Annotated in this window: 12 protein-coding genes; 6 read left to right on the plus strand and 6 right to left on the minus strand. The window is 71.7% G+C overall.

Features of this window, described 5'->3' with window-relative positions; translation table 11 throughout:
* Positions 1–8: 8 nt before the first annotated feature.
* From ntrB to MCHT01_RS24185, 3 genes are all read right to left on the minus strand, one after another.
* Positions 9–932 carry a nitrate ABC transporter permease gene (gene ntrB / locus MCHT01_RS24175; protein WP_067069911.1) on the minus strand — a complete coding sequence of 308 codons (924 nt, stop codon included), beginning with the start codon at positions 930–932 and terminating at the stop codon, positions 9–11.
* 25 nt (positions 933–957) lie between these two features.
* Complete coding sequence (locus MCHT01_RS24180) at positions 958–2,181, minus strand: CmpA/NrtA family ABC transporter substrate-binding protein (protein ID WP_148661696.1); 1,224 nt, start codon at positions 2,179–2,181, stop codon at positions 958–960.
* A 563-nt stretch (positions 2,182–2,744) separates the two neighbouring features.
* On the minus strand, positions 2,745–3,395 hold the full coding sequence (locus MCHT01_RS24185; RefSeq protein WP_245643619.1) for an ANTAR domain-containing response regulator: 651 nt from the start codon (positions 3,393–3,395) through the stop codon (positions 2,745–2,747).
* Positions 3,396–3,604: 209 nt separating this feature from the next.
* On the opposite strand from MCHT01_RS24185, the gene MCHT01_RS27895 reads away from it, so the two are divergent.
* From MCHT01_RS27895 to MCHT01_RS24210, 5 genes are all read left to right on the plus strand, one after another.
* Positions 3,605–5,149: a methyl-accepting chemotaxis protein gene (locus tag MCHT01_RS27895; RefSeq protein ID WP_084453309.1), complete on the plus strand. Its 1,545-nt coding sequence runs from the start codon at positions 3,605–3,607 to the stop codon at positions 5,147–5,149.
* Between the two features lie 138 nt (positions 5,150–5,287).
* The gene (locus MCHT01_RS27900; RefSeq protein WP_067069917.1) at positions 5,288–6,838 is read left to right on the plus strand and encodes a methyl-accepting chemotaxis protein; all 1,551 of its coding nucleotides are present in this window, start codon (positions 5,288–5,290) and stop codon (positions 6,836–6,838) included.
* Positions 6,835–8,103, plus strand: a complete 1,269-nt coding sequence (locus tag MCHT01_RS24200; RefSeq protein WP_084453310.1) for a serine hydrolase domain-containing protein — start codon at positions 6,835–6,837, stop codon at positions 8,101–8,103. The genes MCHT01_RS27900 and MCHT01_RS24200 overlap by 4 nt, the downstream gene beginning before the upstream one ends.
* Positions 8,104–8,181: 78 nt before the next feature.
* On the plus strand, positions 8,182–8,715 hold the full coding sequence (locus tag MCHT01_RS24205) for a molybdopterin-dependent oxidoreductase (RefSeq protein ID WP_245643621.1): 534 nt from the start codon (positions 8,182–8,184) through the stop codon (positions 8,713–8,715).
* Entirely contained in the window at positions 8,691–9,245 is a 555-nt protein-coding gene (locus MCHT01_RS24210) for a nitrogen fixation protein NifQ (RefSeq protein ID WP_084453315.1), read from the plus strand. Before MCHT01_RS24205 ends, MCHT01_RS24210 begins: the two co-directional genes overlap by 25 nt.
* A 155-nt stretch (positions 9,246–9,400) precedes the next feature.
* Here MCHT01_RS24210 and MCHT01_RS24215 read toward each other — a convergent pair whose 3' ends face one another.
* Positions 9,401–10,516, minus strand: coding sequence for a calcium:cation antiporter (locus tag MCHT01_RS24215; protein WP_067069922.1), 1,116 nt, complete (start codon positions 10,514–10,516; stop codon positions 9,401–9,403).
* 57 nt (positions 10,517–10,573) lie between these two features.
* Between MCHT01_RS24215 and MCHT01_RS24220 the strand changes: the two genes are divergently transcribed.
* Positions 10,574–11,179 (plus strand): YdeI/OmpD-associated family protein, encoded by a 606-nt coding sequence (locus MCHT01_RS24220; protein WP_067069925.1) that lies wholly within the window; start codon positions 10,574–10,576, stop codon positions 11,177–11,179.
* 72 nt (positions 11,180–11,251) lie between these two features.
* Here the strand turns inward: MCHT01_RS24220 and MCHT01_RS24225 are convergent, their stop codons facing one another.
* Together MCHT01_RS24225 and MCHT01_RS24230 are read right to left on the minus strand one after the other, a co-directional pair.
* A complete protein-coding gene (locus MCHT01_RS24225; RefSeq protein WP_067069928.1) occupies positions 11,252–12,544 on the minus strand; it encodes a GGDEF domain-containing protein in 1,293 nt (430 codons plus the stop codon).
* 138 nt (positions 12,545–12,682) lie between these two features.
* Positions 12,683–14,296: acyl-CoA carboxylase subunit beta (locus MCHT01_RS24230; RefSeq protein ID WP_084453311.1), on the minus strand; the 1,614-nt coding region annotated here is incomplete at its 5' end.

Below are 14,296 nucleotides of genomic sequence, written 5' to 3' on the forward strand. Positions count from 1 at the left end.
ATCTCCAATCAGTCGTCGAAGGAGAAGCGCCTGGCCAGGGCCATCAGCGCCCACTCGAGCACCAGACCCACGATCCCGATCACGAAGATCGCGATCAGGATGTGCTGCACGTTGAGGTTGTTCCACTCGTCCCAGACCCAGAAGCCGATGCCCACGCCACCGGTGAGCATCTCCGCCGCGACGATCACCAGCCAGGCCGTCCCCACGGACAGCCGCACGCCGGTCAGCATGTAGGGCAGCACCGCCGGGAACAGGATGCGGGTGACGAGCTTCCACTCCGACAGCCGCAGCACCCGCGCGACGTTCAGGTAGTCCTGCGGCACGCGCTGAACGCCCACCGCGGTGTTCACCACCATCGGCCAGATCGAGCAGATGAAGATGGTCCAGATGGCCGCGGGGTTGGCGCTCTTGAAGACCAGCAGACCGATCGGCAGCCAGGCCAGCGGCGACACCGGCTTGAGCAGGCTGATCAGCGGCGACAGCATGCGGCTCGCGAATTCGAAGCGGCCGATGACGAAGCCCAGCGGAATGCCCACCGCCGCCGCCAGCCCGAAGCCCAGCGCCACCCGCTGCAGCGAGTTCAGGATGTTCCACCCGATGCCCTGGTCGTTCGGGCCGTTGCGATAGAACGGGTCGGCGAAGAGCTTGACCGCGGCCTCCCAGGTCGCGCCCGGCGTCGGGAAGGACCCGCCCTTGAGCGTGGCCAGGAACCAGACCAGCCACAGCAGGCCCAGCCCGAGCACCGGCGGCAGCACGCGCATCCACAGCGCGCGCCAGTCCAGGCCGGCACGCGGCGCGGCGGCGGGTGTCGCCTTCACCTCGGCGGGAGACGTCGATCCCGCGTCGCGCGCGAGCGGCCGGGGCGTGGCGACCGAGACGGTCATCGGCTCGCCGGACGCATCGTCCGGCGCGTGGAAGACAGCACTGACCATGGGGACCTCCTGATCGGGGCGCGCCTCAGGCGCGGACCTTGAAGCTGTCGGCGTACCTGGCGGGATCCTTGGCATCCCAGACCACGCCGTCGAAGAGCTTGGAGCTGCGCATGGAGTCCTTGGGCACCGCGACGCCCAGCGCCGAGGCCGCCTGGCGGTAGAGGTCGATCTGGTTGATCTGGCGCGCGACGCCGAGGTAGTCGGGGTGCTCCTTGATCAGGCCCCAGCGCTTGTGCTGCGTCAGGAACCACATGCCGTCCGACAGCCAGGGATAGTTCACCAGCCCGTCGTTGAAGAACTTCATGTGGTTGGGATCGTCCCAGGTCTTGCCCAGGCCGTTCTGGTAGCGGCCCAGGATGCGCTGGTTGATCGCGTCCACGCTGGTGTTGACATAGGCCTTGTCGGCGATGGTCTCGGCCATCTTCTGCTTGTTGGACAGGCTGGCGTCGATCCAGCGGCTGGCCTCCAGCACCGCCATCACCACGGCGCGCGCCGTGTTGGGGTACTTCTTGACGAAGTCGCCGGTGGTGCCCAGCACCTTCTCCGGATGGTCCTTCCAGATGTCCTGCGTGGTCGCGGCGGTGATACCGATGCCGTCGATGATGGCCCGGTGGTTCCAGGGCTCGCCGACGCAGAAGCCGTCCATGTTGCCCACCCGCATGTTGGCCACCATCTGCGGCGGCGGCACGGTGATGACCTTGGCCTGCTTCATCGGATTCACGCCCGCCGCGGCCAGCCAGTAGTAGAGCCACATCGCGTGCGTGCCCGTGGGGAAGGTCTGCGCGAAGGTGTAGTCGCGCGGGGCCTTGGCCATGACCTTGGCCAGCGAGGCCCCGTCCACCGCGCCCGCGTCGGCCAGCTTCTTCGACAGCGTGATCGCCTGGCCGTTGTTGTTCAGCGTCATCAGCACGGCCATGTCCTTCCTGGGACCGGCCACGCCCAGGTGCACGCCGTAGACCAGGCCGTAGAGGACATGGGCCATGTCGAGCTCGCCGTTGACCAGCTTGTCCCGCACGCCGGCCCAGGAGGCCTCCTTGGTCGGGACGATCCTGATGCCGTACTTCCTGTCGAAGCCCAGCGCCGCGGCCATCACCACGGAGGCGCAGTCGGTCAGCGGGATGAAGCCGATGCGGACCTCCTCCTTCTCCGGCTTGTCCGAGCCGGCGGCGAAGGCGCCCCCTCCCGGCAACGCGGACAACCCGCCCCATGCCGCGCCCGTGGCGAGCAGCTGACGACGCTCAGCGCTCATCAAACCCTCCTTGGAACCGAGACTCATGCAGGACCTCCAGATGGCGCGATCGGGACGCGCCGTGCTGTTCGACGACGGATGGAGCCGGAAACGACAAAGGCGCCGCGATCGGACCCGCGCGCTGCGCGGGCTCGATCGGACGCCTTTGTCCGGACCTTGCTGGTGCGGCCCGCACGCCGTTGTGCGGGCTTGACCGGGGAGTCGCAGGAAGCGTGCCAAGACGCGTCGAACCGGCGCTCCCGGCTTGCGACGACCCTCACCCCCCGCCCTCTCCCGCTCCGCGGGCGAGGGGGCCGTACGGCGCTCGATGGCACGACGCCCTCCCCCAATCCGCAGGCGGGGGGACCGCATGGCGCTCGATGGCACGACTCCCTCTCCCGCTCCGCAGGCGGGGGGACCGCATGGCGCTCGATGGCACGACTCCCTCTCCCGCTCCGCGGGCGGGGGGGCCGCATGGCGCTCGATGGCACGACTCCCTCGCCCGCTTGCGGGAGAGGGTTGGGGTGAGGGTCTTCGGGCTCCCACGCACTGTCTCGCGGCGCCGCTGCGCCGATCCGGTGCGTTCAGCCCCGCAGCAGGTCGTGCGCGTCGATCACGCGCCGAGCGACCTGCGCAATCGGCTCCCCCCGATCCATCGCCAGCTTGCGCAGACGCTGATAGGCCTGCTCCTCATCCAGCCCCTGCTCGCGCATCAGGATGCCCTTGGCCCGGTCCACCTGCTTGCGCGACGCCAGCTGCGCCTGCGCCTTGCTGAGCTCCTCCCGCAACGCCAGGTCCTGCTCGAACCGCGCGATGGCCACATGCAGGACCGGCGCCAGACGCCCCGGCTGCAGACCCGCCACCACATAGGCGCTCACCCCCGCCTGGATCGCGCGCCGCATCGGTCCCTGATCGCCGTCCTCGGCGAAGACCACGACCGGACGTGGCATCCGCGCGGACAGCGTGGCCAGGTTCTCCAGGGTGTCGCGGGTGGGGGACTCCGCATCGACGATCACCACGTCCGGCCGCAGGCGCAGCACGCAGTCGTGGATCAGCGTCGCCTGCTCGACCACGCCGACCACCTCGCAGCCCTGGCGCGCCAGCGCGTCGCGCAGCAGGTCGACGCGATGCGCGCCGTCATCGATCAGCAGCACCCGCAGGCCGGGCGCGGCCGGACCCGCGCCGTCGTCGGCGGACGCGGGCGGCGGGCTGGCGGGTGCGGGCGGAGCGGTCACGCCGGACGCGGCGCAAGTTTCGTGCCTCGGCCGCGCGCCCGGAACAGCGCCGGGGAGCGCCCGGCGGGCAGCCCGGCGCCGACCCGTGACCGAATCCGCGCGCGCGCCGGATTCATGGCCCCCGGGTACGGGACTTCCCTTCCGATGGCACATGGCGTGCAATCGACAACGGCACGTCCATCCCCCCGAGACCCGCAGGAGACCTCCCCATGTCCATCCTCCGACGCTTCACGACGGGCCTGCGCCTGTCGCTCGCCTTCGGTCTGATGCTGCTGCTGATCGTCGTCATCGCGGCGGTCGGCATCACCGGCAGCGCCCGCGTCTACGCCGAGCTCAAGACGCTCTACGAGGACCGCACCGTCCCCCTCAAGCAGATCGGTGACATCGACAGCCTGATGCTGCGCAACCGCATCCTGGTGATGGAGATGGTCCGCGACCCGGCGCAGCTGCCGGCGCTGGACCAGCAGCTGCAGACCAACATCGGCCAGGTCTCCGCGCTGTGGAAGGCCTACATGGACACCTACCTCACCGACGAGGAGAAGCGCCTGGCCACGACCTTCGCCGAGGTCCGCGCGAGCTACGTGCGCGACGGCCTGCTCGCCACGCGCGACGCGGTCCGGGCCGGCGACCTCGCGCGCGCCAACCAGCTCTACGGCGAGCGCATCGTGCCGCTGGGCGCCAAGGCCAAGGACGCGGTGGACGCGCTGCTGGCGCTCCAGGTACGCGTCGGCGCCGAGGCCTACGAGAGCGCCGGCGGCACCAACGCCTCGGTGCGCTGGTGGAGCCTGGCAGCGACCGCCGCGGCGATGCTGGTGGCGCTGCTCGCGGGCGTCTTCACGACGCGCTCCATCACCGCGCCGATGGCCGAGGCGGTGAGCTTCGCCGAAGCCGTCGCGCAAGGCGACCTGCGCAACCGCCAGGCCGCGCCGGGCCAGGACGAGGCCGCGCGCCTGATCGCGGCGCTGGGCGCGATGGCGGGCTCGCTGCGCGACATCGTCAGTCGCGTGCGCAACAGCAGCGAGAGCATCGCCACCGGCTCCAGCGAGATCGCCACCGGCAGCCTCGACCTGAGCCAGCGTACCGAGGAGCAGGCCAGCAGCCTGCAGCAGACGGCCGCCTCGATGGAGGAGCTGTCGAGCACGGTGCAGAACAACGCCTCGACCGCGGGCCAGGCCGATACGCTGGCCACGCAGGCGGCCGCGGCCGCCGGCCAGGGTGGTGGCGTGGTGCAGCAGGTGGTGCGGACCATGCAGGACATCAGCCACTCGTCCCGCCAGATCGCCGACATCATCGGGGTCATCGACGGCATCGCCTTCCAGACCAACATCCTGGCGCTGAACGCGGCGGTGGAGGCCGCGCGCGCCGGCGAGCAGGGCAAGGGCTTCGCCGTGGTGGCCAGCGAGGTGCGCGCGCTGGCGCAGCGCTCGGCGCAGGCGGCGCGCGAGATCAAGGCGCTGATCGGCCGCAGCGTGCAGCAGGTGGAGTCCGGCTCCGGCCTGGCCGACGAGGCCGGCGCCGCGATGCAGGGCATCGTCGAGCAGGTGCGGCAGGTCAGTGTGCTGATCGGCGAGATCGCCTCGGCCAGCCAGGAGCAGACGCGCGGCATCGTGCAGATCGGCCAGGCCGTCACCCAGCTGGACCAGGTCACGCAGCAGAACGCCGCGCTGGTCGAGGAAAGCAGCGCCGCCGCCGACAGCCTGCAGCAACAGGCCAGCGAGCTGGCGGAGCTGGTCCGGGTGTTCCGCCTGGCCTGAGCTCCCGCCTCGGCGTCCCTCGCGTGACCGGGGATGGCCGCGCTCCCCCGCGCCTCGGGGGAAGCCCCCGGCCGTCCCGGCTTGCCCGGCCTTGGGGGCACTCCCATAATCGACTGAACACCGTCGTTGGAGTCCCTCATGCTGCAGACGCTGAACCGGATGAAGATCACCACGCTGTTGCAGGTCGGCTTCGCCGCCGTGCTGGCGATGGCGGCGCTGATGGCGGGCGTGGGCGTGTGGAAGCTGCGCGAGCTGGTGCGGCTCGGCGAGGAGCTGAACCAGCAGGAGCAGCGCCGGCTGATGGCCACGAACTGGCGTGCCGCGACCGAGCTCAACCTCACCCGCGTGATGGCGCTCGCGCGCTCCGACGGCCACGAGGGCCTGACGCGCTTCATGTCCGGCGAGATGAGCCGCACCACCGAGCGCATCAACCAGCTGCAGAAGGAGCTGGAGCAGGCCATCGACGATCCCGAGCAGAAGGCGCAGCTGCCGGTGATCGCCGCGGCGCGGCAGCGCTACGTGGACATGCGCAAGGGCGTGATGGGGACGATCAAGTCGGACCCCGAGGCGGGGCGGCGGCAGGTCGACCAGAGTCTCGCGCCGGCCGCGGCCGCGTACCTGGGCGAGGTCGAGAAGCTGGTCCGGCTGATCTCCGAGGACACCGAGTCCTTCGCCACCACGCAGCGCGAGCAGGCGCGCCACGCGTCCATGGTGCTGTTGGGCCTGGCCGGCGTCGCGATCGGCCTGGGGATCCTGATCGCGTGGCGCATCACGGTGTCGGTGCGGGCGCCGATGGTGCAGGCCGGCGAAGTCGCCCAGACCATTGCCAGCGGCGACCTGAGCCGCGACATCCGCGTGGATCGCAGCGACGAGATCGGGGTGCTGCTGCGGCAGCTCAGCGTGATGCAGGAGGCGCTGCGGCGCATGGTGCGGCAGGTCCGCGACGGCACCGAGACCATCAACGTCGCCACGCAGGAGATCGCCACCGGCAACCAGGACCTGTCGGCGCGCACCGAGGCCACCGCCTCCAACCTGCAGCAGACGGCCTCGTCGATGGAGGAGCTGACCGGCACGGTCGCGCACACCGCGAGTTCCGCGCAGCAGGCCAACGACCTGGTGAACGCGACCCGCATGTCGGCGTCCAAGGGCGGCGAGGTGGTGGGCGAGGTGGTGGCGGTGATGCAGCAGATCGAGTCCAGCTCCCGCCGCATCAGCGACATCATCGGCGTCATCGACGGGATCGCCTTCCAGACCAACATCCTGGCGCTGAATGCCGCGGTGGAGGCCGCGCGCGCCGGCGAGCAGGGCCGGGGCTTCGCGGTGGTGGCCGGCGAGGTGCGGGCGCTGGCCCAGCGCAGCGCCGCGGCGGCCAAGGAGATCAAGGCCCTGATCGGCGAGAGCGTGTCGCGCGTGGACGCCGGCACGCGGCTGGTGCAGGACGCGGGATCGACCATGGGCGAGATCGTCTCGGGCGTGCGCCGCGTGGCCGACATCGTGGGCGAGATCGCCACGGCGGCGGCGGAGCAGAAGGACGGGATCGGCCAGGTCAACGTGGCCGTGCAGCGCCTGGACGAGATGACGCAGCAGAACGCCGCGCTGGTGGAGGAGTCCGCCGCGGCGGCCGGCAGCCTGCGCTCGCAGGCGGAGCAGTTGAACGCGCTGGTCAGCGCCTTCCGGCTCGCCGCATGACCGGCGCGCCGCGATCGATCGGCCTGGTGGCGCTGGTACTCGGCGCGACCTTGCCGTGGCTCGCCGCCTGCGGCGGCCCGACCCGCCAGCAGGACGCCGCCGCCACGTCCCGCTCCGGCAATGGCGCCGCGGTGGTCATCGCCGACGCGCCAGGACGCGCGCCCGATCCTGGACGCGCGGTCGACGCCGCCGACGCCCTGATCACCCAGGCGATCCAGTCACACACCATCGAAGCGCTGGCCATGGCCTACATCGAGGACGGCCGGATCGTCTCGGTGCGCGCCTACGGCCACCGCAACGCGGCGGGCCAGGCCTTGCAGACCGGCACGGTGATGTATGGCGCCTCGCTGACCAAGGCCGTGTTCGCCTACACCGTGATGCAGCTGGTGGACGAGGGCCTCGTCGACCTCGACGCGCCGATCGAGCGCTACCTCGACCGACCGCTGCCCGACTATCCGAACGACTCGCGCTACGGCCCGTGGCGCGACCTGCGCGGCGACGAGCGCTGGCGCCAGCTGACGCCCCGCATCCTGCTGACGCACCGCAGCGGCTTCGGCAACTTCGCCTTCCTGGAGCCGGATCGCAAGCTGCGCCTTCACTTCGACCCGGGCAGCCGCTACGCCTATTCGGGCGAGGGCCTGATCCTGCTGCAGTTCGTGCTCGAGCAAGGCACGCCGCGGCTGGACCTCGGCCGCGAGATGCAACGCCGGGTCTTCGACCGCTTCGGCATGGCGACGACCAGCATGATGTGGCGGCCCGACTTCGCCGCGAACCTGGCCGACGGCCTGACCCTGGAGCGGCGCTGGGAGCCGCACGATCCGCGCAGCCGGGTACGGGCGGCGGGCTCGATGGACACGACGATCGAGGACTTCGCCCGCTTCGCCGCGGGCTTCGCGCGGGGCGACGGACTGACGCCGCGCAGCCGTGCCGAGATGGTCCGCCCGCAGGCGCCGATCACGACGGCCTCGCAGTTCCCGACGCTGCAGGCCGAGCTGCCGCCGGCGCGGCGCCGCGCGGACCTGGCCGCGGGCATCGGCATGGTCGTCTTCGACGGCCCTCAGGGTCGCGGCTTCTTCAAGGGCGGCCACGACGACGCCACCGGCAACACCTGGGTCTGCGTCGAGCGCCGCCGGGCCTGCGCGGTGCTGCTGTCCAACGACGTGAAGGCCGAGCGGCTCTATCCGTCGCTGGTGCGGGCGCTGCTCGGCGAGACCGGCGTGCCCTACGACTGGGAGTACGGGCCCAAGTCGGCGGACTGGCCCTGATGCGATCGCCCTCCTCGCGTCGTATCCGGCGATATATTCCGCCATCGGCGCGTGGCGCGCCTCATCGAGGGAAGGTCGATGTTCAACCGTTCACCCGCGCGGCGGCTGGCGCTGGCCGCCATGACCGTCATGGCGATGGGCTTGTCGGGCACGCTGGCGCTGCCGGCGCTCGCCGCCGGTCCGGTCACCGAGAAGCTTCTGGTCGAGGGCGCCGTGCGTGCGCCGCTGATGCTCACGGTCGACGACCTGCGCGCCTTCCCCGCCGAGCAGATCGGCACCTTCACCATGACGAAGCAGATCGACGGACGCGAGCAGTCGACCACCGTCCGCGGCGTGCGACTGAGCGCCGTGCTGGAGCGGGCGGGCGTGGTGACTCAGGACAAGCACGCGTGGAAGTCCATGGCCGTGCTGGTCACGGCCAGCGACGGCTACAAGGTCGCTTTCTCGTGGCCGGAGCTGACCAACACCGAGGTCGGCGCCGGCGTGCTGGTGGTGTTCGAGCGCGATGGCCAGGCGCTCGATGACGGCGAAGGCCGCATCGCCCTGTTGTCCGGTCGCGATCTGCGCGCGGGTCCGCGCCACGTCAAATGGTTGAGCCGGATCGAGATTTAGCCGCTCTGACGCGGCTGCTGTCCGAGGCACCGCGCGGCTGGGCCGACGCGGACCGGCTGCTGTTCGCGACGGTGGGCCGCCACGTGGTCGCCCGCATCGACGCCGGCGCGCTGCCGCCGCGCGCCCCTGACCCGGCGGGACTGCTGGGTCCTCTGTATCGCTTCCTGCTGGAGCATCGCGCGACGAAGGACTCCTCGCACGCGCGCATCGCCGGCTGGCTGGCCAGCGCCTGCATGGGTGGCCATCACCTGTGGCAGGACCTCGGACTGGACGAACGGCCGCAGGTCACGCGGCTGATGCGCCTGAGCTTTCCGACGCTGCACGACGCCAACGAGCGGAATCTCCGCTGGAAGCGTCACCTGTTCCTGTGCCTGGGCGAGTCGCTGGGACGGCCCGGCCTGCGCCCGCCCAAGTGCGATGATTGCGGCGACTTCGCGGTCTGCATGGGCGCCGAGGCGCCGGCGACGATCCGGGTGGTCACCACGATCACGACGCGGGGCGAGGGTTCCGCGGCATCACAGGGCGAGTGAGGACAGGAAGGCCAGCGCCCGCAATTTCTTCGAAGGCACCGTCGACGCGGCGCGTGACGGCAGCATCAAGGCCTGTCCCCCGGCCGCGAGGCCACCGCGATCTTCAAGGCCTCGAGCGTGATCGTCGGGGTGGCGGGCTGAGAAGCCGGTCGCCGTCAGGGAACGACGGCGAGGAACAGGAACACGACGAAGACCACCATGTGGACGGCGCCCTGGAGCACCGTCGCGCGGCCGCCGCCCAGGGTCAGCGCGCCCACGATGAAAGTCAGGAACAGCAGCACCATGCTCAGCGGCGACAGCCCCAGCACCAGCGAGTGCGGGAACAGCGGCGACAGCACCGCCACCGTCGGGATCGTCAGGCCGATGCTCGCCAGCCCCGAGCCCAGCGCCAGGTTCAGGCTGGTCTGAAGCCGGTTGTGCAGCGCCGCGCGCACCGCCGCCACCGTCTCCGGCAGCAGCACCAGCAGCGCCACGATCACGCCCACCAGCGAGGGCGGCGCGCCGATCGCGTGCACGCCACGCTCGATGGTCGGAGCGAGCAGCTTGGCCAGGCCGACCACGCCCACCAGGCAGACCAGCAGCAGCGCCAGGCTCACTCCGGCCACCTTCCAGCTTGGAGGAGCGGCGTGCGCGTCCTGGTCGTCCACGCCGGCGATCGGCAGGAAGTAGTCGCGGTGGCGCACCGCCTGCACGAAGACGAAGGCGCCGTAGAGCACCAGCGACACGCCGCCCGCGAAGAACAGCTGCACCTTGGTGAAGGTCGGACCGGGCGAGCTCGTGGTGAACGCGGGCAGCACCAGCGTCAGCACCGACAGCGCGGCCAGCACGGCCAACGTCGGGCTGGTGCCCTCGACGCGGAAGGCCAGCACCTGATGCCGCCAGCCGCCGACCAGGATGCACAGGCCCAGCACGCCGTTGCACACGATCATGATCGCGGAGAACACCGTGTCCCGCGCCAGCGTGTTGGTCGCCTCGCCCCCCGCCAGCATCAGCGACACGATCAGCGCCACCTCGATGATGGTCACGGCCACCGCGAGCACCAGCGAGCCGTAGGGCTCGCCCACGCGGTGCGCGACGACCTCGGCGTGATGCACGGCGGCCAGCACCGCGGCGATCAGCAGCGCGCTCACCACGCCCAGGATCAGCGTCGAGTCGGCGCCCGCCGTGAGCCCCAGCAGCGCGGCGATCGCGGCCAGCGGCGCCAGCAGCGTCCAGATCGGCAGGGCCGCCGGCAGGCGGGCGAGAAGGGAATTGGAAGTCTTGGCTCGCATGGGGGCCGAGCATAGACCACGATGGTCGAAGGTCCTCGAAATCGCTACCCTGCGCCCATGTCCTCACACGATCCCCGCATCGACGCCTACATCGAGCGCGCCGCGCCTTTCGCTCAGGACCTGCTGCGGCACTGGCGCGCCACCGTCCACGCCCATTGCCCGGACGTGGTCGAGACCATCAAGTGGGGCTTCCCCAACTTCGTCTACCGCGACAAGATCCTGAGCGGCATGGCCGCCTTCAAGGCGCACTGCTCGATCGGTTTCTGGCATGGCGAGGCCGCGGTCGGCGAAGGCAAGGGCAAGGACGGCGCGATGGGCGACTACGGCCGGCTCACCTCGATCAAGGACCTCCCGTCCAGGACCGAGCAGAAGGCCGCGATCAAGCGCGCGATGCAGCTGATCGAGGACGGCGTCAAGGCGCGTCCCGCCAAGCCCGCGGCGCCCAAGCCGCCCCCCGAGGCGCCCGAGGACCTGGTGGCGGCCCTCGACCGCGACGCGGCGGCGCGCCGGACCTTCGACGGATTCCCGCCCGGTCAGCGGCGCGAGTACATCGACTGGATCGTCGAGGCCAAGAAGCCCGAGACCCGCGAGCGCCGCATCGCGCAGGCCGTCGAGTGGATGGCCGAGGGCAAGCGCCGCAACTGGAAGTACGAGAACTGCTGACCGGACGTCGGCACCGCGACCGGCGCGCTCGGCGCAGGCCACGCGCTGGCGTCGATGGCCGCGTCCGGCGCCTCAGGCCGGACGGCCGGTGTCCATCGATGTCGTGGGCGACGTCTCCGCGGCGGCGCCTTCGGGAGGGGTGGAGGCGCGATCGCCTGCCGTCGCGCGCGGCGGCATCGACGCCATCTCCGCGATCCGTTCGTCATGCACCTGCACGCGGTTGCGGCCTCCGTCCTTGGCGACGTAGAGCGCCCGGTCGGCGCGCATGAACAGCAGGTCGGCGCTCAGGTTGGCGCCGGGCTCGGCGATCGCGATGCCCGCCGACACGGTCATGCTGAAATCGCGGCCCTCGCCGTCGCACAGCCGCAGTCGCGACACCGCCTCGCGGATCGCCTCGACCAGCCGCTCGGCGCCCGGTGCGTCGGTCGCCGGCAGGACCAGGCCGAACTCCTCTCCGCCCCAGCGGCCCACCACGTCCGAGCCCCGCAGGCGCGCCCGCACCTCGGCCGCGAAGGCGCGCAGCGCGTCGTCGCCGGCGTGGTGGCCGTGGCAGTCGTTGACGTCCTTGAAGTGGTCCAGGTCCAGCAGCACGAAGGCGAGGGGCGTGCCCTCGCGGCGACCGCGCTCGAGCTCGTGGCGCAGCAGCGCGTCGGCGGTCATGCGGTTCAGGCAGCCGGTCAGGCCGTCGGTGGAGGCCATGTCCTCCATGTGGCGCGCGATGCGCTCGAAGTTGGCCAGCACGAAGCCGAAGCCGGTCCCGATCAGGCAGATGAAGCTGAACAGGAAGGTCAGGCCCTGGCCCAGGCTGCTCTGCATCAGGTCGCGGTAGTCGTCGGGATTGACGATCGCGTGGATGCTGCGCAGGAAGAGGCTGGCCGCCGCGGCGACCAGCGTCAGCGCGACCGCGCGCAGCGAGGATTCGCGCCGCCAGCCGGCCGTCATCAGCACGACGATCGCGGGACACAGCAGCAGGCCGAAGAGCAGCGAGATGATGCTGGTGCGCACCGGCAGCGGCGCCCCCAGCAAGGCCACGGTCAGCGCCCAGGACACGGCCGGGGCGCCCCACCAGAGCCAGCGCGGCAGCGAGCGGCCCAGCACGTGGCGGTGGATGGCCTCGTTGTAGAAGATGATGCCCAGCGCGATCAGCCCGTTGCCGGCCAGCGCCGACAGCCACAGCGGCAGCACCAGCCGCGCCGACAGCATCGCGAAGCCGCCCAGCAGCGCCCACGAGCCCCAGGTCCACACCGCCAGGTCCAGGTAGCGCAGCTTGCTGCGCTGCGCCATCCACAGCTGCACGCCGAGCATGGCGAAGCCGCTCAGCAACGCCAGCATCAAGGTCGGGATGTGGATCGACAGGGGCGCCATGGAGAGGCAGTGTAGTGACCGACGCCCGGCCGCACACCCCACGGATCGCAAAGTGGCGGAAAGCGCGAGGACGTCACGAGATCGACAAGCTGGCGTTGCGGTGGTGCATCGAGGCTCGGCGGCGGCAGGCTCCCGCGCTCAGCCGCCGAGCAGGGCCAGCAACCAGTCGCGGGTCTGGCGCGGCGCGATGACGGCATCGATCTCCAGGGTCTCGGCGATGGCGAGCGCCTGGCCGCGGGCGACCTGGGCCGCGAGCAGGCGCTCGAACAGGGCCTGCCGCTCCGGGCCGTCGGGCGCGGCGGCGAGCTCCTTGCGATAGCCCAGCCGCACCGCGCCTTCCAGGCCCATCGCGCCGAACTCGCCGCTCGGCCAGGACGCGCAGCCGAGCGGCCGGTGCAGGCTGCCGCCGGCCAGCGCCATCGCGCCCAGGCCGAAGGCCCGCCGCATCACCACGGCGGCCAGCGGCACGGTGAGGGCCGCCGCGGCCCGGAAGAGCTCGCCGGCCTCGCGCAGCTGGCCGGTGGCCTCGGCCTGCGGCCCGACCATGAATCCGGGGCTGTCGATCAGGCTGACGACCGGCATGCCCAGGCGCTCGCACAGCCGCCAGAAGCGCGCCAGCTTGCGCGAGGCCGCCCCATCCACCGCGCCGCCCATCACCGCGCAATCGCTGGCGACCACGGCCACGGCCTGCCCGTGCAGGCGCGCGGCGGCGGTGATCACGCTGCCGCCATGGCCCGCGCCGAGCTCGATCAGCGAGCCCGTGTCGAAGAGACGCTCCAGGATGGGTCGCACGGGATAGGCACGCTGTCGGATCTCCGGGATCGCCTCGTCGAGCGGTGCCTGGTCCGCGGCGAGTGCGGGCTCCCGCGCCCCGCGGCGCGCCGGGTCGATGGCATCGGGCGCCGCGTCCGCGGGCAGCCGGCACATCCACGCCATCAGCGCCCTCGCCCGCTCGCAGGCTTGCGTCTCGTCGTCGACCAGCAGGTCCACGACGCCGACCTGCGCCAGCTGCGGCGCGGGGCCGATCGCCTCCGGCTCGAAGCGGCCCAGACCGCCGCCTTCGATCATCGCGGGCCCGCCCAGGCCGATGTTGCTGCCGCGCGTGGCGATCACGACATCGCAGCAGCCGAGCAGCGCCGCGTTGCCGGCGAAGCAGCGGCCGGCGGCGATGCCGATGGTCGGCACCTGGCCGGCCAGCGCCGCCATGCGCGCGAAGGTCGCCACATGCAGGCCGGCGACGACCGGCATGTCGGTGTCGCCGGGCCGACCGCCGCCGCCCTCGGCGAAGAGCACGAAGGGGAGCCGCTCGCGCTCGGCGAGCTCCAGGATCCGGTCGCTCTTCTGATGGCCTCGGTAGCCTTGCGTGCCGGCGAGCACGGTGGCGTCGTAGGCCATCACCGCGATCGGCCGGCCGCGCAGCCGCGCCTTGCCGGTGATGACGCCGTCGGCGGGCGTCTGGGCGCGCAGCTCGTCGATCGGCCGCCGCGCGGTCTGCGCCGCGACGGCGAGCGCGCCGAACTCGATCAGGCTTCCCGGATCGCAGAGCGCGGCGAGGTTCTCGCGCGCCGTGCGCATGCCCAGCGCGTGACGCTTGGCGATGGCCTCGGGACGCGCCGCGTCGTCGAGCAGCGCATGACGCTCAACCCAGGCGCGGTGGTCGGCGCGGGTGCTCGTGCTCGTGCTCGTGCTCGTGCTCGTGCTCGTGCTCGTGCTCGTGCTCGTGGTCGTGGTCGTGGTCGTGGTCGTGGTCGC

Source organism: Mitsuaria chitosanitabida ATCC BAA-476 = NBRC 102408 (assembly GCF_001598255.1).
Classification (GTDB): domain Bacteria; phylum Pseudomonadota; class Gammaproteobacteria; order Burkholderiales; family Burkholderiaceae_C; genus Roseateles; species Roseateles chitosanitabidus.

What these genes read in the sequence shown, in the direction of transcription:
- ntrB (WP_067069911.1), bottom strand. Translation starts at nt 932, where the DNA reads ATGGTCAGTGCTGTCTTCCACGCGCCGGACGATGCGTCCGGCGAGCCG.
- MCHT01_RS24180 (WP_148661696.1), bottom strand. Translation starts at nt 2,181, where the DNA reads ATGAGCGCTGAGCGTCGTCAGCTGCTCGCCACGGGCGCGGCATGGGGC.
- MCHT01_RS27895 (WP_084453309.1), top strand. Translation starts at nt 3,605, where the DNA reads ATGTCCATCCTCCGACGCTTCACGACGGGCCTGCGCCTGTCGCTCGCC.
- MCHT01_RS27900 (WP_067069917.1), top strand. Translation starts at nt 5,288, where the DNA reads ATGCTGCAGACGCTGAACCGGATGAAGATCACCACGCTGTTGCAGGTC.
- MCHT01_RS24200 (WP_084453310.1), top strand. Translation starts at nt 6,835, where the DNA reads ATGACCGGCGCGCCGCGATCGATCGGCCTGGTGGCGCTGGTACTCGGC.
- MCHT01_RS24205 (WP_245643621.1), top strand. Translation starts at nt 8,182, where the DNA reads ATGTTCAACCGTTCACCCGCGCGGCGGCTGGCGCTGGCCGCCATGACC.
- MCHT01_RS24210 (WP_084453315.1), top strand. Translation starts at nt 8,691, where the DNA reads ATGGTTGAGCCGGATCGAGATTTAGCCGCTCTGACGCGGCTGCTGTCC.
- MCHT01_RS24215 (WP_067069922.1), bottom strand. Translation starts at nt 10,516, where the DNA reads ATGCGAGCCAAGACTTCCAATTCCCTTCTCGCCCGCCTGCCGGCGGCC.
- MCHT01_RS24220 (WP_067069925.1), top strand. Translation starts at nt 10,574, where the DNA reads ATGTCCTCACACGATCCCCGCATCGACGCCTACATCGAGCGCGCCGCG.
- MCHT01_RS24225 (WP_067069928.1), bottom strand. Translation starts at nt 12,544, where the DNA reads ATGGCGCCCCTGTCGATCCACATCCCGACCTTGATGCTGGCGTTGCTG.